Here is a 22212-nt window from a genome sequence, read left to right on the forward strand (position 1 = left end):
ATGACGATGGGGATGGTATACTAAAAAAGCGCTAATGGATTGAAACATATTAGGAGGAGGGTTTTGTCATGGTCAATGAACAACGCGTATTAGATACGTTTTTAGAACTTGTCCAGATTGATTCGGAATCAAAAGAGGAGGCACGGATTTGTGCTCACTTGAAAAAAACGTTCGAGGATCTCGGATGTGATGTGTTTGAGGATGACGCTTCGTCTAAGACCGAACATAAAGGAAATAACTTGATCGTCACACTTCCAGCAACAAAAGAAGGGGTCGACAAAATTTATTTCACTTCCCATATGGACACGGTATTTCCGGGGCAAGGCATTAAACCAATCATCGAGGACGGTTACGTCAAGACGGACGGCACAACGATTCTTGGGGCAGATGATAAAACAGGTCTCGCATCTCTGATCGAACTCGTGCATGTATTGAATGAAACGAAACAACCTCACGGGAAAATTCAGTTCGTCATCACAGTCGGTGAAGAATCTGGACTTGTCGGTGCGATGGTTCTTGACCCATCAAAAATCGATGCCGATTACGGTTTTGCACTCGATTCAGATGGAAAAGTCGGAGACATCATTACAGCTGCTCCAACGCAAGCAAAAGTCAATGCGAAGATTTTCGGGAAAACAGCTCACGCTGGTGTCGCACCGGAAAAAGGTGTCTCGGCGATTACGATTGCGTCAAAAGCAATCGCGAAAATGCCGCTCGGTCGGATTGATGAAGAGACGACAGCGAACATCGGACGGTTCAGCGGTGGTGGTCCATCAACGAACATCGTTTGTGATTATGTAGAAATCTTCGCGGAAGCACGGTCACTCGTCGCTCCGAAGATGGAGGCACAGACAGAGAAGATGAAAGCGGCGTTCGAAGAAGCAGCAGCAGAGCTTGGTGGTCGTGCTGAAGTCGAAGTCAAAGTCATGTACCCGGGCTTCAAGTTCGAGGATGGAGATCAAGTCGTCGAAGTCGCGAAAGCAGCGATCACACAACTCGGACGCACGCCACGCCTCTTACATTCTGGTGGCGGATCAGATGCCAACGTCATTGCTGGTTTTGGTATCCCAACGGTCAACTTGGCTGTCGGATATGAAGATATCCACACGACGAATGAGAAGATGCCAATCGAAGAACTCGTCAAAACAGCGGAACTTTGCGTGACGCTAGTTGATTACATCACGAACAAATAAGCTGATGAAACACAAAAAAGAGTGTACCGCAACATTGCGGTACACTCTTTATCATTGTACGATTAAACTACTTGAGGACGATCAACATATTCCATAGACTCTAGAACGAGTTCTTCTGTACATAATAAGGTCGAAGCGATTTCATCGATTTGAATCGACTTTCCGTATTTTTGCCGATAACTCTCGTTCAGTTTGCGGGCTTCCCGGACGATTCGGGCATAGGTCCGTTCAATCTTAGTCATGGAAAAAACCACCTTCCAAATCTGAATAGGTACAGTTTACCATGCTTCAACAGAAGAAAGGTGTATTTTGTGTATAAAAAATGCTAATTTTACGAAAAGGGGAAAAAGATGGAATTTTATTTTTTAGGGACAGGAGCCGGTATGCCGTCGAAACAACGAAACGTCACATCGATTGCCTTGTTACACCCCAAAATGACATGGTTGTTCGATTGTGGAGAAGCGACGCAACATCAAATCTTACACAGCCCGATCAAACCACGAAAAGTCAACGCGATCTTCATTACCCATTTACACGGGGATCATATCTTTGGTTTACCAGGCTTCATTAGCACAAGAGCAGCGCTAGAAGGAACGACACCGCTAACGATCTATGGACCGACCGGGATCAAAGAATGGATGGACGCGACATTACGCATCACAGGAACATATCTACGTTATCCACTCCGGATCGTTGAAGTCGAAGACGGTCAAACCTATGAACAGGACGGATTTCGCGTGACGGCGCGGTCGCTTGAGCATCGTTTCTTAGCGTTCGGGTATCGACTCGAAGGTCCTGAGGAAAGAGGTGCCTTGCGTGTTGATGCACTGAAGGCACTTGGAGTGCCATCCGGTCCGCTCTATCGCCGAATCACACTGGAAGAAACCTTTGAATTCGAAGGAACAGTCTATACGTCGTCCGACTTTTTAGAGTCACCAAAACCGGGTGTTAAGCTAGCTGTTCTTGGTGATACGATGCCGTGCGCGGCCTCGGTCGAACTGGCGCGAGACGTCGATGTATTAGTCCATGAAGCAACGTTTGCCGATCGAGAAGTCGAACATGCGGGACGCTTCGGTCACTCGACCGCTCGACAGGCAGCTGTCATTGCAGAAACGGCACAGGCGAAAAAGCTTCTATTGACGCACGTATCCGCTCGTTATGTCGATCAAGAAGAAGTACTGGAACAAGAGGCACGAGAAGTATTCGCGAACAGCCATCTTATGTTTGATCACCGGGTCGTCCCGGTCAAAGGATAGAAGATGGACTTTCTCATTCTATGGGCACTCTTTTTACTGGCTGCTAGCGGATTAGGTTTTTTGCTCGAACGTCGGACGGAAAAAGAAAAATACTTGTACATGAAGTTCGTTTTTTATGCGTGTCTCGGGGCCGTGTCATTTCCAGTCTATGATATTCAGTTACCGCTCGGCATCATCATTTTCCTGATTGTCCTGCATCCGAAAAAGAACTCGCGTTATAAACGGTATATGGCACTCTTTGGGTTCTTATTCTTCCTGTTCCAACTATTTCTCGGTCCGTTTGATGGTGGGATGTTGCGGGAAGAGACACAACAGATTGGTCGCGTGACGATCACGGATGACTCATTCGACAATTTCCTTTCTCAAATCGAACGACGTGTCGGTGAAGAGGGGCTGCGGATGGAACAAAGTCAGTTGATGTTCGATCGGGGCGGGAATCTCAGGAACGCCTCGTTTGAGATGCTCGTCGAAACACCGAAACGTTTCATTCGTTACGATGTGAGTTATCAGGAGCTGACAGGAACGATTTCCTATCGACCACGTGAAGAGTTGACGACAAAATCGTTGACGTCGTATTACCAGAAACTGATTGATGCGAATCAATCGTTTGAGACGTTGCGAAAGCTTTCGATTCATGAGATTTTACATGATTCCAAAACACCCTATGTCGAGATGGATCTCGATGGGCTCTATGAAACGTTTAGTCTACAGGATGCAACGGTCTTCTTGATTGATGACGAAGGGAAATTGATTCCGTACGTCAATACAGGGGACGATGTCTTAGCGAATGCGGTCCGTCTGACGTATTACCGTTCTGACGGTCAATCCTTACGAAATAAAACCATTCTGTTATACAATTACAGCTTTGAGACATCAAGGCGAAAAGGAGTCGTACGATGAAAAAATGGCTATTTGCTGCAAGTATCGTGTTACTTGCCGGTTGCGCGGAAGCAAAAGAGGAACAACAAACAGCGTCTTGTGAGGCGGAAGTCAAGGTATCGGTCGTGGATCACGTCAAGGATAAGACGTTGTTTGATAAAGACGTATGCTTGAACGAAAAAGATACGGCACTTGATGCACTTGAAGATACGACGCTCGATGTCGTCAAAACAGGTAAAGGTGAGATGGCATATGTCACGGCAGTCGATGGGATTCGAGAGAAATCAGCTGGAGCAGGTAGTGGCTGGGTCTTCGGAGTCAACGGCAAACCAGGCGAAGTCGGTGCTGGAAGTTATGAACTGAAAAAAGGAGATCGTCTCGAATGGCGATTTGAAAAAGATGCAATGGCTTATTTTGAGTAAACCAGAACGGGAGCGACTTCACCCAGTGAACGTCGCTCTCTTTTTCATCGGGATGATTACGATCCCGTTCGTCCTCACACATGATCAATCAGTGATCGTCGTCTATCATCTGCTCTTGTTTTTATTCGTTCAAGAACGGACTGTGTTTCGCTATTTAGTCCTCCCGGCTCTTTATGCCGTCATGATGTGTGTCCCGCTTCTTTATGGTGCAAGCATCGACACAGTTGCGATTTATGAAACGACGGTCCAAGTGACGCTATTCATCACGTCGAGTCAATGGATTTTTACGTTGGTTCGACTCGATCAGATGGGACCGTTGTTTCGTTTCTTACCTCGACTGACACGATTGACGGGTATGGTGCTGGCGCTGATTCCATCTTTCTTACGCACTTGGCCCGAAGTCAAGATGAGTCATCCGGATACGTCGCTTGCTGTTCGACTGGAGCGGATGGCCGCCTATCATATCGTACCGATCGAAGCGGTGCCGTCTCGCTTAAGACCGATCACGCGACGTGATGTTCAGATAGGTTTATTGCTTGCGGCAGGACTGGCTCTTTGTCTGACACCATGGGCAATCATTCCGGCGATGATTTTGCCTATAGCGCTATTATTTACAAAAGGAGGAATCCGGGATGCCTATCATGTATACCGACACCGATCGCGAAGAGCGACTACGTCAACAGGCGGGCGGACATGAAAAACCGGTATTGACACCGGAGCGGTTGCTTCATGGACGTGTCCGAGATCTTCTGGCGACGGGTTCCTTGTTTCGAGCAGGAGAACTCGCGACCTTGCTTGGGCTAGAAGCTTTTTTTGAAGCGGAGTCCAGTGAACTCTCATCCGGAGAACAACAGCTCGTCGGTCTCGGTCATGCGTTGTCTTCGTCACCAAAGACCCTGTTCTTGTCGGAACCGTTTCTCTTTCTTGATCATGTCAGGCGAAAGCGATTAATGGGATTGCTTGAAGAAATCGAACGACGGTTTGGTTGTCAGATCCATTGCTCGATGACGATACAATCCGACTTGTCCATCACGAGTCGCGCCACTGAACTGACAGGTCGTATCCTGAATCGGATCGAAAACGTCCAACACCGTTATCCGTTACAGACACGCTATGCACTCGTGACAGAAAAATTGTCGTTTCACCAAGGTGAACGCATTGCGATCGTCGGTGCGAATGGTAGTGGGAAATCGACGTTACTACGACTCGCGCTCGGTGTCGAGCGACCGCTATACGGAAAAGTCCGGCGGTCGGGGGAGACGCATTATGTACCAGCGCATCCGATGCTTGCGCCATTAGACGATCGAAGTGGTAGTTTTACGACGCAAAAAAAACGTCTCTTGGACGGTATCGATTGGAGTAAAGACAGCTATTACTTTGATGAACCGACGGCTGGACTTGATGACAGCGCACGAATGGCTTTCGTCGCATCGTGGAAGCAGAATCCGACGAATCTGATCGTCATGGCGACGCATGATCCAGTTCTCATTCGGGCAGCACAGCGGATCATTTATCTCGTGCACGGAGAAGTTGCTTTCGATGGACCGACGAAGGATTTTTTACAAGAAAGTCGGTTGTTCGTATGATCGTCGCAACGATTCTGATTATGGGTCTGTTCTTGATCATCTTCGAAAAACTACCGATGACGGATCAACGATTACGGTTCATCGCCATCATCACGGCAGCGGCAATCGTCGGACGATTGTTGTTCTCCAGTTTGCCGAACGTCCAGCCGGCAACGGCACTCGTCTTATTATTAGCCGTATTCATCCATCCGATCGTCGGAGCCATTTCTGGGATGCTTGTCGTTGTGTTAACGAGCTTATTTCTCGGAAGCGGTCCGTTCGTCCTCTTTCAGGCGCTGGCGTATGCAACGATTGCCAGTTTAGGATTCGTTCCGTTTCTTCGTTACCGGATCGTATTGACTGGATATGGATTTCTAGCTGGTTTCTTATACGGATGGGTGAGCAATCTCGGGTTCTTGGTATTGACCGGATTCTCGTGGCAAGCTTTTTTGACACTGCTTGTAGCCGGGGGAACATTTGATATGCTTCACGGATTCAGTAACGCGATCTTCATTTGGATATTGTTTCCGATTTTTTTACGAATTATGCATTCATTCGATGAAAAGAGGGGTACAGAATAGTAACATACCGAACAGGAGGGAAGGCATATGCTGGGATCGTCGATTTCGCTTGCTTATGTCGTCATGTTGCTCATCGTCTCGAGTGTCGGCTTAGTGTTTGGCAGTATTCTGTTGATGAAAGGTACGATTAGAGGACGTTATGCTGCTTGTTACTTACTTGCTGCCGCCATCTTCCCAAGCGCCATGCTCATTACCTCATCAGAAGGATTACTTTGGCAACATTTACGATTCGAGAGTTCATGGTTCCTCGCGATTGTCTCCTGGTTACTCGTCTTATCGACGGGCTACATCGTCTCGATCACGGGTGCGCTCGTCATTCGTTATCTGTATCGCTATACGACGACCTTTGATCGCGTCAAACGTTATGCGACGCGGCGTTTTCGTCATCACGAGGCATAAATACAAAAACGGAAGAACCAGCTATCTGGTCCTTCCGTTTTTTTTCATGAATTCGCGTACAGGAGTTCTTCTTCTGTCGAGGATTCTTGCTGGCGAGCAGGATCTTGGATTCGACCTGTCACTTCTGTTAACAGGCGGCGTGGCAAGAGACGAGACAAGGAAACCATGGCGCGGTTGCTCGCACCTGGAACGACGACGCGACGCCCTTTGAGCATACCGCGATACCCAGCGAATGCGACGAGATGCGACGGCATACTCTTAAACGGTAGCGTGATGTTCGCCCGGTCGAAGAAGTTCGTATCAGTCGGTCCCGGGCAGAGGCAGGTTACGCTGACGCCAGAGCCGTCGACTTCCGTTGCGAGTGCTTCCGAGAACGACAGGACATAGGCTTTTGTCGCGTAGTAGACGCTCATGTACGGTCCTGGCATGAAGGCGGCAACGGATGCGACATTCAGGATGCGTCCGAAGCCGCGCTCAACCATTCCTGGTAAAAGACGTTTCGTCAAATCCGTCAAGGCGACGACGTTGACCTGGATTGAGTTGATGTCTTCTGTTGGATCGATTTCCGCAAAGCGTCCCGACGTAGCGAAGCCAGCGTTATTGAACAATAGATCGACTGTCAATTCTTGCTCCTCTAAGTACTGTACGAGACGATCAACGCTGTCGCTTAGTGATAAATCAGCAGCGAATACATAAACTTTGATCTGATAGCGTTTTTCAAGGACCTGTTGCAGTTCCTTGAGTTTCTTTTCATTGCGGGCAACGAGGACACAATCGAAACCGTCTCGCGCTGCAAGGACAGCGAGATCGAGTCCGATTCCACCCGATGCACCGGTAATCAGTGCCGTTTTTCGTAACATAGGACATTCCTCCATTCGAAATCGTGAATCTGAGTCTAGTGTATACCATTCCATACCGTTCCCGCGAATCCTGTTTCGTAAGCATTTACTTTTCTTATCACTGGTCCAACCAGTATGATAGAACAGTAGAGGGGAAGTGGAACAAATGAGGAAAAAAGTAACCGTCGCCTTGTTGCTCGCGACGTTTTTAGCTGCGATCGAGGGGACGATCGTCGCAACAGCTACGCCTGTCATGGCGAGTGAACTGAACGGGGCAAAATTAGTCAGTTGGATCTTTGCCGGGTTCTTATTGTTCATGGCGGTCTCGACGCCGATTTACGGAAAGATGGCAGATTTATATGGTCGAAAACGGGTTCTGTTATTCGGGATCGGCGTCTTCACCGTCGCTTCGTTAGCCTGTGGACTCGCTCAATCGATGGAGATGTTGATCGTTTTCCGCGCCGTCCAAGGCATCGGGGCAGGAGCTGTATTGCCAATCGCAATGACGATCATTGGTGATTTGTATACATATGAGGAGCGGGGGAAAATCCAAGGAGTGCTCAGCGCTGTCTGGGGAATCTCAGGTGTCGCTGGACCACTTGTCGGTGGATTCCTCGTCGAATCGCTTTCGTGGCGGTATATTTTCTTACTAAACGTACCGTTTGCGTTATTGTCGTTCTTCATGATCGTCGTTTACTACAAAGAGACGGTCCGTGAAACGGAGCGGAAAATCGATTACCGGGGTGCGTTATTGTTTGCGCTCGGGATGAGTGCGTTTCTTTACGGCTTATTATCGGGCAGTGAGTCAGAGACGTTCTTGCGTCCGATCATTCTAGCCAGTTTTTTCATTAGTTTCGTTTTATTGTTCACGTTCTATCGTGTCGAGAAAAAGGCGAGCGATCCACTCTTACCGCCAGCAGTCATTCGCCATCCGGTCATTCTCGTGATCAACTTAGCGGTCTTCTTTTCCGCCTGGGTGCTCGTCTCGATGTCAGCGTATATTCCGATTTTTGCCCAAGGGGTACTCGGCAAGAGTCCGACCGAAGCTGGTTTCATGTTGATGCCACTGTCGCTTTTTTGGACGCTGACCGCCATTATCGGTGGACGGACGATTGGTGTGGCTTCACCCCGGTATCGGACGATGACAGGAATGGGACTGCTGATCGTCGGTACAGTGATTTTATCGTTGATCACGCGCGAATCAAGTGATGTTTTCATCTATCTTGCCGTTTCGCTGATCGGAATTGGTTTTGGTCTCTCACAACCCGTCTTTATGGTCGTCTTGCAGACTTCCGTCGATTGGTCACTTCGTGGCTCAGCGACGGCCGTCAACTCGTTCTTGAGTACGACGGGGCAGACGCTCGGTGTTGCGATCTTCGGTACGATCTTCAACCTATCAATCCTTCGTTCGTTTGCAGCGTCGGACACGCTTTCAGGGTACGCGATTGATCCATTCTTCCAATCGAGTACGGCAAAAACGTTCGGACAGGACCTACAGTATGCGGCAGAAATCGCGTTGTCACATGGATTACGTTACGTCTTCATCGGTGGAGTCGTTTGTGCCATTCTCGCGTTCGCGATGACATGGCGTTTACCGAAAGTTCGACCTGACGATCCACGATCGTAATGAAAGGGGCTGACTCAAAAGTCAATCTCTACAAAGAAAAGGGTGGCAGACTGATGATCTGCCACCCTTATTTCGTAAAAAAGACTCGCTTTTCTGCTCAAATGAAGCAGAAAACTGGCTTGTGTCTCGCCTGAGGAAAGGGCGTGAAGCGGCGAGTCATTCTTTTTTTAGTCATCCTCTTCTTAATTAGGAGGATTGACTAGTGGCACTCTCACGCTGGGCGAGCTGCTCACGAATGTCACGTTCATTGCGTCGGAGGAACAATCCGATTCCGATCAACAGTAAAGCGGCACCGGTGATTTGAATCCATGTCAGCTTCTCATCGAACAGATAGTATCTGAAAATCATTCCCCAAACCGCTTCACCAAGGATCGTGATGCTGACGATACTGGCACTGACACGAGCGAGCGCCCAGTTGAATAAATTGTGACCGAGTAACGTTGGGAAGACGGCAAGAAGAATATACAGCCACCAGTCTTGTTGGAACGCAGCGACGAGATTCGTTGATTGAATCAATGATAACAAAAGCAAGACGAGCGACGCGACAGCGTAGACACCGAACGAATAGAGATTCGTCGAAACGCTTGTGCGGACGTGTTGACCGAGCAACCAGTAACCAGCGACTAAAATCGTTGCGAGCAAAGCAAGACCGTCCCCGATCAAGGCGCGCATACCGACGGCGATATCTCCGTAAGCGACGAGACCGCCACCGAACAAGGCGACAGCAACGAACAGGAGTGCCTTGCGCGACGGGTGTTGTTTGAAGAATAATGCGTTACCGGCCAGGACAAAAATCGGACTCGCGGTCACGAAGAGCGTCGAGCTCGCAACTGTCGTATAATCAAGAGAGAGGAACCACAGCCAAAAATGCCCGGCGAGCAAAATGCCACTTAATAGCATATGCCGGATCGTTGACGAACTGAGTTGCAAAAGTTCCTTCAATCGAATGAGCGGGAGCAACAACAAGGTCGAGAACAACATGCGGTAAAAGGCGACAGCCTCTATCGGGGTCTCCGCCCACTTGACGAAGATTGCCGATGTTGAAATAAAGAATAAAGCCATGAATAACGTAAAATAGGGCATGGGTACCTCCACATGTCTGAAGTAAGGAAATGAGGGTGAAGCGTGTGCAATTGATCATTGCTGAAAAACCAAAACAAGCGGAAAAACTGGCAGCTCCGTATCCGTCCGTGAAGCGGGACGGCTACATTGAAATCAAACCGTGTGACCGGTTTCCGCAAGGAGCAAAACTCGCTTATGCGGTCGGGCACTTATGTGAACTGCAGGAGCCGGCGCATTATGACGCCAAATGGAAACGATGGAACTACGATCATCTGCCAATCATCCCGGAACGATTTGATTACCGACTGGCAAAAGGGAAGAGTAAACCATACCAGGTCATCAAGAAATTATTGAATGAGCGGACGACGACTTCCATCATTATAGCATCGGATGCCGAGCGAGAGGGAGAGGCAATCGTCCGATTGATCTTACGTCTCGCAAACAACGCAAAGCCATTACAACGACTCTGGATTTCGAGTCTGACGCCTCAAGCGGTTGACCATGGGTTTGCGAACCTGCTCGATGGCAAAGAAACGGAGAACATTTTTCACGAGGCGATGAGTCGCGCTTGCGCCGATTGGCTGATCGGAATGAATGCGTCCCGTGCGTATACGACGTTACTGAAGAAGAAGGGCATCGCCGACGTCTTTTCTCTCGGACGGGTCCAGACACCGACGCTCGCACTGATCGTCGAACGGGAAAAACAGATCGAGAATTTCCGACCGGAGACGTACTACGAAGTCGAGGCGGATTTTACGCGATACAAAGGAAAATACATCAATGCAAAGAAACAGACGAAGCTGAGTGACCGGGAACAGGCACAAGCGATCGTGGATCGGACGAAAGGAACCGGAGTCGTCGCATCGATCGAGAAAAAGCGGCAGACGGAACGACCACCGTTTTGGTTCAGTTTGTCGCTCTTACAAACAGAAGCGAGCCGACGGTATGGTCTCGGTGCAAAAGAGACACTCGATATCGCGCAAAAACTCTATATCCGTGGTTGGATCAGTTATCCGCGAACGGACTCTTCCTTCGTGACAAAAGAGGAGGCGGGACAGTTCCCGGTCATTCTTGATCGGTTACTGAAGCAAGCGGAATATAGCCCGATCAAGGATGTCCTGACGAACAATCCAGCTAACGATAAACGTTACGTCAATCCGGCTAAGGTCAGCGATCACTATGCGATTATTCCAACAGAAGAAGCGGGTGCCGTCGCCAAGTTATCTGGTCGGGACGCGCAAGTCTATGACTTGATTGTCCGTCGATTCCTTGCCGCCTTTGCACCGGACGCTGTCTCGGAGAAGACAGAAATCGTAACGACACGCGAGATGGACCGCTTTTTGACACGTGGCAGTCGGACGATTGATCCGGGCTTTAAACAGGTCTTACAAATCGAGTCAAAGGAAGTCGAATTGCCAGCTGTTGAAAAAGGACAAGAGATGCCAATTAAAAGCTGTCGTCTGCTCGAGAAACAAACGGAGCCACCGAAACGCTACACGGAAGGGACACTGATCTTCGGCATGAAGACAGCTGGTAAGTTGCTAGAGGATGAACTGCAAGCAATCATGAAGGAAGTCGAAGGGCTTGGAACGGAAGCGACCCGTGCTGGGATCATCGATGGATTAAAACGACGTGAGTATATCAAACTCGTCAAAAAAGAGATTCATCCGACACCAAAAGGTCGAATATTGATCGATGCCGTGACGGGAAGCATCCTTGCCTCACCGGAAATGACAGCGAAGTGGGAGAGCCGTCTTGAACAGATTGGAAAAGGCGAAGCATCTGCCGCCCAGTTCATTGAACAGGCGAAAAAATTGTCGGAGCATCTCGTCGTCGATGCGAAACAACGGATCGAGCAACTCGCTGTTGATCCAACGCAAGTTAAAAGCAAGTCACCGCGTGGAGCAACGAATCGCCCGGTCGGTCCATGTCCACTATGCCAGTCAGCAGTGCTTGATCGTGGGAAGTTTTATGGTTGCAGTGGATACCAGAAGAATAACTGTGGTTTTACATTACCGAAAACGATTCTAGGTGCCCGACTGACACAAACGGAAGTTAAAAAAGTACTCGCTGGTCAAAAAACAAAACCGCTCGAGATGAAAAAGAATGCGCGTCAGTTCAAGGCGATGCTCTATCTCGAACGCGATCAATTAAAATTCGAATTCACGAAGGGGGAAGACTGATGCAATACGAACTGATTCAAAATCAAACGTTTCGTCCTGTCTTTGAACGACTGTTACAGGAAGGGCGCCGCTTGACGGTCTGGTTTCCGGATCATATCGAGGTACAGTCGGCAGAAGGACTCGTCGAAGAAGCAGAAGAACTGTTCGGTGTGACAGCAGAAGTGATTGACGATCCACAATCGTTCGGTAAGCATATTTTACTTCCGTATTTGACGGAAGTCGAACACCGGGAAGATGGATTCATTCGCTACGAAGCTGAGTTGACAGAAGAGTTACGTCACCTCGTGCGCGAATTGACGTTGCCGATGTTGACGGAAGGGGATTTCGAAGTGTTATATTCGTATCAAATCGAGACGGAGACAGAACGCTTTTACGTCAAAGATTGGTTTCAAGCGGAATTACAAAAAATTACCTAACGAGATGAAACTTTCTGGAATAAGATGACGTAGGACAAGTTATCGTCATCATCCTATTCAGTTGGAGGGTTCATCATGTTCACACTAGCATTCATGGAAAGCGAATTGGGAGGCGACGGCTTCTTCTCGGGCATGCCGATTTTCATGGTCGGATTTTTCGTTCTTATCATCGGTTTCATTCTGTTCGGAGTCATATCTGCAGCCTCAAAGGGGATCTCAACGAATTCTTTGACGCAGCAACTGCGCGAGCATGCGGCGCGTCTCGTGAGTCCGGGTGAATCGGACGCACTGAACTACGTCGCATACTTAAAGACGTTGACACGGTTTCCGGTCGAAAAGACGAATCTTGAACCATTCCGGATTGCGACTGGTATCTTAAAGCTCGTTCAAGGAACAGATCAAATCTCTGAAACGATTAAAAAGCAGATCGAAGTCCAGTACTTACGGCTCGGCATTTTAGATGCGGATCATTTAGCTGATGAACAGCCGGTCCATCGACATCACCATCACCATTAAAAAGAGTCCTAAGGGCTCTTTTTTTGTTGAAAACGGTTGAATCGTGACATCTAATTGTCATATACAACGATTTAGATTAAAGTTGTATGAAATTGAAATCTTTTTGAGCAGAATACTGTGTATCGATTGAAAAAAGTTTACAATGAATGAACGGGAATACCTTTACTGCGCGAGCTGTATAAAGAGAAAGGGGTTGAATTCCTCTAATGAAAACATGGCTGAATCAAACGATCGAGCGACAAATCATGACCGTATTTTATGCGATTTTTTTGACGCTACTCCTTACGACCGGTGGTGTCTATCTATATACGAAACAACAGGTAGATGAATCACGCCAAGAGTTGAAAATGTTAAATGAACATCGGACACGGGCGACTGATTTATATGAATCATGGCAAAGCATGCAATATGAGATGCGTGGCTTCGTTTTACTTGGAGACGAAGAGATGTTAAAGGAAATCGAACAGAAAAAGAACGGCATCAATCGGCAAACGACCTGGTTCGAGCGGAACGCTCGTTTCCCGGAAGAGCGGCAGTACGCGACCGACGCGCGGGAACTCTACACGGCCTATACACAACGCGTCATGCCAAGTCTCGTCAATTATGTCGCTGCGAAAAAAGACGGTGATGTGACGGAGCCGTTCTTGAAGATGCCGACGCTTGGAAAAGTCACGAAGTCAAAACCTCTCGATGCGCAGCGAAAGTTCAACATCAAGACGAAGAGTGCAGCTGATATGAGTTCAAGTATCGTTGATATGGAGTCGGTTTTTACGAAATACCGTAATTCCTTAAATGATCAGGAAACGGCAGCACAAGATCGACTTGGCAAACAAATTAACTCATCTCAGATTTTAGGAGTCGTTAACATTGCGATTCTTTTATTGATCACACTCGTTTTCATCCGGCCATTCGTCCGACGCTTGACCCGTCAGCTTCGTCAATTGAACCGTGAAAGTGGACGTCTCGCTAAGGGTGAGGATGCGACACCGATCGTCGTCACGAATCGTCAAGATGAGATCGGCGAGTTGACGACGACGTTCAATCAGATGGCAGCCGCCATCTCAGGGCAAAAGTACCAACTTGTCTCAAGTAATGACGAATTACAAAGTCAGCAGGAGGAATTGGTTGCGCAACAAGAAGAACTGCAATCGCAACAGGAAGAACTCGAAGAGGCACTCGATGTCACGTTACGCAATGAGACCCATTTGCGTTATCGCAATGAGTTGACCGAAACGCTTGCTTCTCGTGAAACATTGACGGCGTATCCGGCGATCATTGAAAAATTGATTACAATCACCGGTGCCGAACTCGGAGCCATCGTCTTCTTAGAGCAAGAGCGTTATACGGATCTCGTTTCGTACGGGATGACGGCAGACCAAGAGCATCAGTTGTTGCATGCTTCGACATCACTACTCGAACGCGCACGTTTAAATAAACGTGCTGTACGCTCCAGTAAACAAGTGGCGAGTCATCATCCGTTGCCTTATCCGTACACAATGTATGAGATCGTCGTACCAGTGATGGACCCGGCGACGAATACGATGATTGCAAGTATCTACCTCGTTCGTTACCGGGATGCCTTCACGGAAGACCAGACGGACGAAATCTGGTCGTTCTCCCGCCAATTGGCACTATCCTTGCTCCGGATGCGTGTTTTTGAAGAAGTCGAACGGGAGCGTGAAAAGACATCAAAACTCCTACATTCGATTCGAGAAGCTGTCATTTATATCGAAGGGGAGATAATTTTTGCCAATAAACCATTGCTCGCCTTGTTCCATCACCCGGCGCACGATCAAGTGACGGATGAAGGTCTAATGACGCTTGACGTCAAAATCGAAGAACTAGCGGTACAGGTTGATCAACACGAAGCGTTCCTAGCGTACATGGATCAAATATGCAATCAGGAAGTTCCGACAGAGAGTTTGTCGCTGTCCCTCAATAAGGAAGAACGATTCGTCACGTTATATGCAGAGGAAATTCATTACGGTGGTTGTTTCCGCGGTACGATGCTCGTCTTACGTGACGTGACGGCAGAGACGGCGATCGACCGGATGAAATCGGAATTCGTCTCGACCGTATCGCATGAGTTACGGACTCCGCTTGCCTCGATTTACGGCTATACAGAATTGATGCTTGCGCGAGACGTCAATGAATCAAAACGTCAGCGGTATCTCGAGACGATTCATGGGGAAACCGAACGGTTGACGAACCTCGTCAACGACTTCCTCGATGTTCAGCGGATGGAATCGAGTCAGCAACAGTATGACTTTAAACCGCTTGATTTGACGAAAGTCATTCAGGAAACGGTCGAGTTCCATACGGCTTCGGCAAAAGATCACGAGCTAGTCCTTGATTTTGAAGAAACGACGACGGGTCGGATTCATGCTGATGAACAAAAAATGCGCCAGCTGTTCACGAATCTGATCAACAATGCGATCAAGTATTCACCGGATGGTGGTCAGATCACGATTACGATGCGTCAAGTCGAAGATCGTGTCCAGCTGATGATCGAAGACGAAGGAATCGGCATTCCGCGTCACACGTTACCACAACTGTTCAGTAAGTTCTACCGAGTCGATAATTCGGATAGTCGAAAAATCGGCGGTACCGGTCTCGGTCTTGCGATTTGTCAGGAAATCGTTCGTTCACACGAAGGAATGATCCATGTCGAATCAACGGAAGGTGTCGGTTCCGCGTTCATCGTCGAACTACCGATCGTCCAGTCCGTCATACCGGTCACGGAATCGGCAGATGAATGTTAATGTCAAAAACGTTCTTTGATTTTTTCAATCAAAGGGCGTTTTTTTGTTGGTTTCCTCTGCAAAACGGGAACGGATTACTATCAAACAGAAAGGAAGTGAGGAGATGCGGCGAAGCAGATGGCCTTGTTAAGTCCGACGAGCACTCGTGCTTTGGATCCTGATCGAAGCCAGTAGTTCGTTCATTCCAGCTTATGTAATTGAACGCTTTTACTGGGAAGACCGCGGGATGAGCATTGCCGACGTCGTCATCGCAGAAGTCGTCTTTGCTTGGGTCATGTTGATCGGCGAGGTTCCGTTCGGTTTGTTATCCGACCGGTGGGGCAGAAAGCCGTTTATTCTGGCTGGTTTCGTATGTGAGTGGTTATCGTTTACGGTGTTGCTTGAAGCGCACTCATTACCTGCCTTCCTTTTGGCGATGGTCCTTGCCGGCATCGGTGGTGCAGCACTCAGTGGATCGCTTGAAGCCCACGTCTATGAAACATTGCGAATGCATAGGATAGAAGAGCAATTCGAGACGGTCTGGCGAAAGATCTCGATTGGTGGTTTGTTAACGTCTGGACTCGCGGCACTCGTCGGTAGTTACGCCGCACAATCGGTAGACTTGATTTGGCACTATCACGTGTCCTGGTGGGTTTTGCTCGGAACAGTACTCCTGACGTTTTTCTTAAAGGAAGCATCGCGAGAACAGGACATAAAGACGAGTTCGTTGAAGACATTGCTAAACGGGTTTTCGTTTCGACGCGTCTATGTCCGAATTCTTTGTCTTGTCTTGTTATACGCAGCAACGATTGATTTCGTCGATGAGTTTTGGCAACTCTATCTACGGGATCAAGCAATACCGATGGTCCATTTAGGGTTTGTCTTCGTGTTATTCCAAATCATGCAGGCAATTGGTGCGTCATTATCTCGGTTCCGATCGCCCGTCGGATGGGCGATGATCTATATCGTGTGTCTTACCGGATTGTCGGTTGCCTCTCCGCTCGTCAGTATCGGGTTACTCGGTACGCTGTACTTGTGCTATGGCTGGGCTGAGCCTTATTTGACCACTATCATCCAAGATGTTGCGCCGCCAAATGGACGCGCAACGTTTACGTCGATGATCTCGGTCATTGAACGTTTAGCTGTGCTTGGAACCGGTACGCTGTTCGTCTTCGTCGAACGTGTCTTCTCGCTTCAGATGACCTATGCCGCGCTCGGTCTCGTCTCACTTATGTTGCTTCTATTGTATGGTGTGACGCGAACGCGTCAGAACTGAATCAAAAAAAGGACAAAGGTGCATTGACCTTTGTCCTTTTGACTGTCATTTATTACGACACGTGTCGTTGTTCCTGAGAGGAACGTGCTAATACTTGGCGAGCCGGTTGCCACATCAATAAGGAGAGGACGCCTGCAAGCGCATAGACGAGCTCGATCGCAAACATATCGGCAAGCCATCCGAACAATAGACTACCGAGACAGAAGCAGAGTGCATAAACGGTTTGTTGTACGCTGTAGACATATGGTAACCGCTCGAGTGGTGTCGTCGTTTGCAACAACGTATTCAGCTCAATTGCCCGGACTTGACTCGCAAACCCTTGGAACAGACAAGCGATCACGGCAAGTGTGACGACTGGAGCGAAGGCAAACAAGAAGGTCGCCCCAATCGATAAACCGATACTGCGATAAAGCAACGAACGTGTTCTGCGTCGACGTAACATCATGTAACTGCCGGCAATCATGCTCAGCAGATAGAAGGCGTTCAAGATACCCCACCAGCGTTCCGATAGCTGGAAATGTGTATCGATGTAGACGAGGAACAGAGCAGAAATCCAAGCCGTACTGACGAACGCATCGATTCCGACGAGATACGTGTTGGCTTTCGCGAAAGGATGCGTTCGCGTGTAGCGAATACTCGACCGGAAGGAGACGTCTTCCTCTTCCATCGAAGGGTCGGGTAGAGAGCGGACGCTTCGATAGAACAGATAGCTGATGAGACTGGCACCTAAAAACAGACCAGCCGAGACGGACAAGACGGAAAGAGGGGATAACAAGCTGACCAGGATGGCGCCGAGCGGCCACATGATGAGCTGAATCACTTGATTCGAACCTTGTACGAGACTGTTAGCTTTTTGGACATCCTGACACAGTCGAGGGATGAAGGCACTTTCGATCGGACGAGCAAATCCGTCGAAGAAAGCGATACACCCAACGAGTACGAGGACGAGAGGCAGTGGTAGATCAAATCCCCAGATGACGCCTAAGAGGATCGTCTTGAGGAGTTGACTGCCGAACAACAAGGAGGCATGAGGAACACGTTGAGCGACTTGGGCGAATAAGAAGCCGCTTCCTGTCATGCCTGTTGTGACGAGAACGGGAAACAGGGCAGCGAGACTCGCTTGCCCTGTCGTTTGATAGATCATGGCGATCAGGGAGACGATATAGAGCGCATCTCCCGCATTCGCAATCCATTGACTGGCCAATAAAAGCGTAAACCGGTTCATTCTGAATGACCTCCATATCGTACGTATTTAGTTAGGAGTGAGAATTCAGAATGACTTACATCGGACGCCCTCATTTCATGTTTTTTTCTAGTGTAAGAGGAAAAAAATGGATTGTCAATCAGAATCGTGACGGGAGTTCCGGGCAACGAGTGTAAAGGGATCGACCATCGACGTCGCAGCGGCTTCGTCTTGAGCACGAGAAGACGGCACCTGGATTGGTTTTAATCGCTGGCGGAATTGGAAAGCCCGTTCGAGCCGACTCATGAATAGATTGCTGAAAAAGACAATCAATGCTAGTCCAATCAGTGGAACGAGGAACATATGATTGAGCCACGACGTCGCTGAAAACTGGTTGAAGTAATAACCGAACATCGAGGACCACTCAAAAATCGTTGGGGCAGTTCCGACATGTAAATTAACCGTGCCAGCGAAAAAGATTTTGAAAAGTGATAAATGCACTAATAACATCAACGTTTGAATGAACTGTTGCATAAAGACGATTGTCAACGTCGGAATAAGGTGTGGCCAAATATGGCGTCTGAAACGATGCCATGGACTGCCACCGAGCGTCTGAGCGACAATCATGAATTCTTGACTAAGCAACTGACGGGTCTCAGCAATCAGATAAAGCGATAAAGAGGGGAGACCAAGCAAAATCAAGACGATTAATTCGAACGATACACGGTCGAACAACGGTGGGATAGCAGTCGAATCAAAGAACGTAAGTGATGGAAGCAAAATGAGTAACGCGACAAGAGAGAGCGGTAAAACTAAAAATCCATCAAGAATAAGTTTTAAGTATCGATTGACGCGAGCGCTTCGGAAAGCTAGCGGAATTGCGATCACTAGCGAAAGAAACATTCGACCGAGCGCAACAATCATACAAATACCGGCTGTCCATTTAAATCCTTCAATCATCAATTGAAAGAGGTCATTGCCAGAGCGGTCTGTACCGAGCCATTGATCACTTGACGGTTTTAGTGGTGACGTCGCAAGGAACGTGCCGTCTTCAGCATACCGGTTCGAAATTTGATCGACTTGACCATCACGGAAGATTGTATTTCCAAAACTAAGCAGCAGTAAACCAGCGAGTAAAACTAAACATAGCCAGAAGATAGGATCTCGCATCAAAGTACGACGCATCAAATGCCCCCTTTCCAGGCGTTCGGAATTAGCCATTCTGCCAGTAAATCAATGATAAAGATCGGCAGATAGATTAAGAACAAGATGACCATCAAAATCGGCATTTGTCCATTATAAAAGACGAACCGGAACATACCTTGGACTTCGAATGTGTATTCAATGATTACGAGACTCGATAAGACCGTAATGATATTCGCTCGGAAAAACAGATAAAACCGATAGATCATTGTCGGAATCAAGTGTTTCCAGAAAAGAGTGGCAGGACGAATCCCTTTAGCCCGTGCAAGTTCAAGGAAAGGAGCAGCTTCCTGTTCGAGTACTTGCGTCGTCAACCATTTGATGAAGAAGAATAGTGTTGTCAACGTTAGGGTAAGAATCGGTAAAAAACGAATGTACTCAGCATAGGATCCCGCAATTTCGATTTTGTCATACCCGGTCGTTTTAAACAGATAAAGGACAAGGAATTGTGAAAGAATGATCCAGAACAGATCCGGAACCATCTCAAGCGTCCGTGTCGTCTGTTTCAGCATCATGCGTGTTTTGCGGCCACTCCGATAAAACAAATAAGCATAAAAAATCGCACACACAGCGGAGACCAGCATAGCTGTCGTAAAGATGATTAACGTCTCTTTAATAAAGGGACTGATGGTAGGAAGCAATAAGAACTCCTTTTGAGCGGTTACGTTAAAATAGGTAATCTCATCAAGTTTCGTTAATTGAGCAAATTGTTGCTTCAGACCTTCCCAGTAGCTTGCTGGGTTGAATTTCATTTGCGCAACGAGCGCCGGAAGGGCGCTGATCGCAATCAAGACAAAAAAAGCCACGATGAGCTGAATTGATTTTCGGGCGATAAAAAACATGAAGGGAAAAACTCCTTTCTTTGGATCCTCAACCGATAGCGAGGATCCGGTCATTGCCAATTTGGATCAACTGACTGTTCATATGTTTCCGGCGCAGTACGTAGCGTTCGAACTGTTGCGTTGCGATGAACGAATCACGCGTCGAGACCGTCGAGAGCGTCATCAGGACATGTTTTAATTGTGGTTGTCCTTCTTGTAATGAGAGATGCGTCATTCGGTTCGCTCCGTCGAGTCGATTGAGGAATAGTTCGATCTTACAGCCTTCTTTGATTAATTCACTGATCAGGAATGCGGCTTGTTCAATGAACGTCTCAAATTGTTGATGGAGACCGTAACCGCTCGGGGCTGATAAATTCAAGGCAATCGTAAACGTATCCTGATTGCTCGTTTCGAACACTTTCGCCTGCAGGCGACCGGTCTTCGCCGTCGCATACCAATCGATTTCTTTTGACGGTTCCGCCGTATAGGGTTTTGCACCAAGTTGAACGAGTTTGTTCTTGAGCGGTGAGTAGCGGTCTGGTCGATCACCGATCCGTAAACGTTGTAAAAGAAGCGGCGTCGCTTGCGCTGTCAAGGACGGTAAAACCGTAAATGAAGGATACGTATCGAACGTAAAGAGATAGACGCCCATCTTCCAAGGCAAGCGAATCGTCAAGATGATCTCATCGAACTCGGCCGGTCCACGGCGAACCGTCTGAATCGGAATCGTCACCGCGTCTTCAGAGTCAATCACTGCATGAAATGTTGCCGGGTGTAGTGGGTCCATCTCCGGGAAGATGACTCCGCCATCTGTGTGCAAACGAAGTGTCGCTTCGAGCCCAAGCTGATTCAAGGCTTCGACGCCGAAGACTTGTAAGTGGAGCGACGTCTGTTCTTGATTGAACATCAGGGATTCATAATGTTTCCATTCGATTGCGACGTCCCGTTGGAGCTGCTTTTCTGTTCGCCCGACGACGAAATGAATCGTCGCCAAAGCTGCGAACAGGAAACCGAGGACGGAAAGACGCGGAATGAAGAGGAAGATGAACGTCATCGTGACGTACAGTGGAAAAAGTCGGCGTTCAAGCCAAAACGGGACGGAATGTTCAATCTGCATGATTCGTCACCCCATCTCGACCGGAACCGGCACGTCGTCCAGAATATGCGTCAAGACAGCCGCTTTCGTCGTCTTGATTCCACCTTCAAGTGTCAGTGTCAGGCGGTGGGACAGGACATGTTTTGCAAGATATTTGATATCTTCCGGGATGATGAAGTCGCGTTGATTCAAGAACGCGTAGCTTTGCGAGGCGCGAAGCAACGCAATCGCTCCACGCGGACTGACGCCGACTTCAATGAGTTCATGGTTTCGTGTCGCTTGGACGATATGGAGCAAGTAATCGAGCACGTCTTGCGATGCATGGACGCGGCGTGCCTCTTCCTGCCAGGAAATCAAGTCACCGCCTGACGCGATGCCGACAGCTGACCGACGGACGTTCGTCAGAATCTCAGACAATAACCGGCGTTCGTTCTCAAAATCCGGATAACCGACTTCGATTGCGACCATGAATCGGTCGAGTTGGGCGTCCGGTAGTGGGAACGTTCCTGCCGATTCAATCGGGTTTTGTGTCGCAATGACGAAGAATGGGGCCGGCATCTGATAGGTCGTTCCACCGATCGAGACCTGACGTTCTTCCATCGCTTCGAGCAGTGCCGATTGTGTCCGCGGAACAGCGCGGTTGATCTCATCAATCAAGACGACGTTCGCGAATAATGGACCGCGTTTATTCTCGAACTCCTGCGTCTTTAAGTTGAAGAAGTCTGAACCGATGACGTCTGACGGGAGAAGGTCCGCCGTGAACTGGATCCGCGAGAAGGCACTCTCAAAGCTCTGAGCGAGTGCCTTGGCAAGCATCGTTTTCCCTGTTCCCGGTACATCTTCAAGGAGGATGTGTCCTTCAGCGATGAGTGCCGTCAGACAGAGATCGATGACGTCCGGTTTACCGAGATAGATCGAATTGAGTTGGTCTTTTAATTGTTGTAGTTTCATAGG

22 protein-coding genes are annotated in these 22212 nt (G+C 48.4%); 14 read left to right on the forward strand and 8 right to left on the reverse strand.

Features of this window, described 5'->3' with window-relative positions; genetic code table 11:
* The first annotated feature begins 68 nt into the window (after positions 1-68).
* Positions 69-1193 carry a M20/M25/M40 family metallo-hydrolase gene (locus P401_RS0102895; protein ID WP_029341139.1) on the forward strand — a complete coding sequence of 375 codons (1125 nt, stop codon included), beginning with the start codon at positions 69-71 and terminating at the stop codon, positions 1191-1193.
* Positions 1194-1255: 62 nt separating this feature from the next.
* On the opposite strand, the gene P401_RS0102900 is transcribed toward P401_RS0102895, so the two are convergent.
* Entirely contained in the window at positions 1256-1435 is a 180-nt protein-coding gene (locus P401_RS0102900; RefSeq protein WP_023467629.1) for a hypothetical protein, read from the reverse strand.
* Positions 1436-1543: 108 nt separating this feature from the next.
* Between P401_RS0102900 and rnz the strand changes: the two genes are divergently transcribed.
* The 7 genes from rnz to P401_RS0102935 are packed head-to-tail and all read left to right on the forward strand — an operon-like array spanning position 1544 to position 6295.
* Positions 1544-2449, forward strand: a complete 906-nt coding sequence (gene rnz, locus P401_RS0102905; RefSeq protein ID WP_029341140.1) for a ribonuclease Z — start codon at positions 1544-1546, stop codon at positions 2447-2449.
* A 3-nt stretch (positions 2450-2452) separates the two neighbouring features.
* Positions 2453-3349, forward strand: a complete 897-nt coding sequence (locus P401_RS0102910; RefSeq protein ID WP_029341141.1) for a hypothetical protein — start codon at positions 2453-2455, stop codon at positions 3347-3349.
* Positions 3346-3750, forward strand: coding sequence for a DUF4430 domain-containing protein (locus P401_RS0102915; protein WP_029341142.1), 405 nt, complete (start codon positions 3346-3348; stop codon positions 3748-3750). Before P401_RS0102910 ends, P401_RS0102915 begins: the two co-directional genes overlap by 4 nt.
* On the forward strand, positions 3728-4447 hold the full coding sequence (locus P401_RS0102920) for a hypothetical protein (RefSeq protein WP_029341143.1): 720 nt from the start codon (positions 3728-3730) through the stop codon (positions 4445-4447). Before P401_RS0102915 ends, P401_RS0102920 begins: the two co-directional genes overlap by 23 nt.
* Positions 4383-5336, forward strand: a complete 954-nt coding sequence (locus P401_RS0102925; protein ID WP_029341144.1) for an ATP-binding cassette domain-containing protein — start codon at positions 4383-4385, stop codon at positions 5334-5336. Before P401_RS0102920 ends, P401_RS0102925 begins: the two co-directional genes overlap by 65 nt.
* Positions 5333-5896: a hypothetical protein gene (locus tag P401_RS0102930; protein WP_029341145.1), complete on the forward strand. Its 564-nt coding sequence runs from the start codon at positions 5333-5335 to the stop codon at positions 5894-5896. Before P401_RS0102925 ends, P401_RS0102930 begins: the two co-directional genes overlap by 4 nt.
* 27 nt (positions 5897-5923) lie before the next feature.
* The gene (locus P401_RS0102935; protein WP_023467636.1) at positions 5924-6295 is read left to right on the forward strand and encodes a hypothetical protein; all 372 of its coding nucleotides are present in this window, start codon (positions 5924-5926) and stop codon (positions 6293-6295) included.
* A 44-nt stretch (positions 6296-6339) separates the two neighbouring features.
* Here the strand turns inward: P401_RS0102935 and P401_RS0102940 are convergent, their stop codons facing one another.
* Positions 6340-7155, reverse strand: a complete 816-nt coding sequence (locus P401_RS0102940) for an SDR family NAD(P)-dependent oxidoreductase (RefSeq protein WP_023467637.1) — start codon at positions 7153-7155, stop codon at positions 6340-6342.
* Positions 7156-7300: 145 nt separating this feature from the next.
* Here P401_RS0102940 and P401_RS0102945 point away from each other — a divergent pair, with 145 nt between their 5' ends.
* Positions 7301-8761, forward strand: coding sequence for an MDR family MFS transporter (locus tag P401_RS0102945; protein WP_029341146.1), 1461 nt, complete (start codon positions 7301-7303; stop codon positions 8759-8761).
* 186 nt (positions 8762-8947) lie between these two features.
* Here P401_RS0102945 and P401_RS0102950 read toward each other — a convergent pair whose 3' ends face one another.
* On the reverse strand, positions 8948-9844 hold the full coding sequence (locus tag P401_RS0102950; RefSeq protein ID WP_029341147.1) for a DMT family transporter: 897 nt from the start codon (positions 9842-9844) through the stop codon (positions 8948-8950).
* A 44-nt stretch (positions 9845-9888) separates the two neighbouring features.
* Between P401_RS0102950 and P401_RS0102955 the strand changes: the two genes are divergently transcribed.
* The 5 genes from P401_RS0102955 to P401_RS18005 all read left to right on the forward strand — a co-directional run bounded on the left by P401_RS0102955 (position 9889) and on the right by P401_RS18005 (position 16955).
* Complete coding sequence (locus P401_RS0102955; protein ID WP_029341148.1) at positions 9889-12006, forward strand: DNA topoisomerase III; 2118 nt, start codon at positions 9889-9891, stop codon at positions 12004-12006.
* Positions 12006-12422, forward strand: a complete 417-nt coding sequence (locus P401_RS0102960; protein WP_029341149.1) for a hypothetical protein — start codon at positions 12006-12008, stop codon at positions 12420-12422. The genes P401_RS0102955 and P401_RS0102960 overlap by 1 nt, the downstream gene beginning before the upstream one ends.
* A gap of 75 nt (positions 12423-12497) precedes the next feature.
* Positions 12498-12938 carry a hypothetical protein gene (locus P401_RS0102965; protein WP_029341150.1) on the forward strand — a complete coding sequence of 147 codons (441 nt, stop codon included), beginning with the start codon at positions 12498-12500 and terminating at the stop codon, positions 12936-12938.
* Between the two features lie 206 nt (positions 12939-13144).
* Positions 13145-15700, forward strand: coding sequence for a sensor histidine kinase (locus P401_RS0102970; protein ID WP_029341151.1), 2556 nt, complete (start codon positions 13145-13147; stop codon positions 15698-15700).
* A gap of 145 nt (positions 15701-15845) precedes the next feature.
* Positions 15846-16955 (forward strand): MFS transporter, encoded by a 1110-nt coding sequence (locus tag P401_RS18005; RefSeq protein ID WP_029341152.1) that lies wholly within the window; start codon positions 15846-15848, stop codon positions 16953-16955.
* A gap of 52 nt (positions 16956-17007) precedes the next feature.
* On the opposite strand, the gene P401_RS0102980 is transcribed toward P401_RS18005, so the two are convergent.
* From P401_RS0102980 to P401_RS0103000, 5 genes are all read right to left on the reverse strand, one after another.
* Positions 17008-18180: an MFS transporter gene (locus P401_RS0102980; RefSeq protein ID WP_029341153.1), complete on the reverse strand. Its 1173-nt coding sequence runs from the start codon at positions 18178-18180 to the stop codon at positions 17008-17010.
* A 114-nt stretch (positions 18181-18294) separates the two neighbouring features.
* The gene (locus tag P401_RS0102985) at positions 18295-19323 is read right to left on the reverse strand and encodes an ABC transporter permease subunit (RefSeq protein WP_029341154.1); all 1029 of its coding nucleotides are present in this window, start codon (positions 19321-19323) and stop codon (positions 18295-18297) included.
* Positions 19323-20183: an ABC transporter permease subunit gene (locus P401_RS0102990; RefSeq protein ID WP_029341155.1), complete on the reverse strand. Its 861-nt coding sequence runs from the start codon at positions 20181-20183 to the stop codon at positions 19323-19325. Before P401_RS0102990 ends, P401_RS0102985 begins: the two co-directional genes overlap by 1 nt.
* 28 nt (positions 20184-20211) lie before the next feature.
* Positions 20212-21279 carry a DUF58 domain-containing protein gene (locus P401_RS0102995; protein WP_029341156.1) on the reverse strand — a complete coding sequence of 356 codons (1068 nt, stop codon included), beginning with the start codon at positions 21277-21279 and terminating at the stop codon, positions 20212-20214.
* A gap of 6 nt (positions 21280-21285) precedes the next feature.
* Positions 21286-22209, reverse strand: a complete 924-nt coding sequence (locus P401_RS0103000) for an AAA family ATPase (RefSeq protein WP_029341157.1) — start codon at positions 22207-22209, stop codon at positions 21286-21288.
* Positions 22210-22212: the final 3 nt, after the last annotated feature.

It is taken from the genome of Exiguobacterium acetylicum DSM 20416 (genome assembly GCF_000702605.1).
Lineage (GTDB): Bacteria > Bacillota > Bacilli > Exiguobacteriales > Exiguobacteriaceae > Exiguobacterium_A > Exiguobacterium_A acetylicum.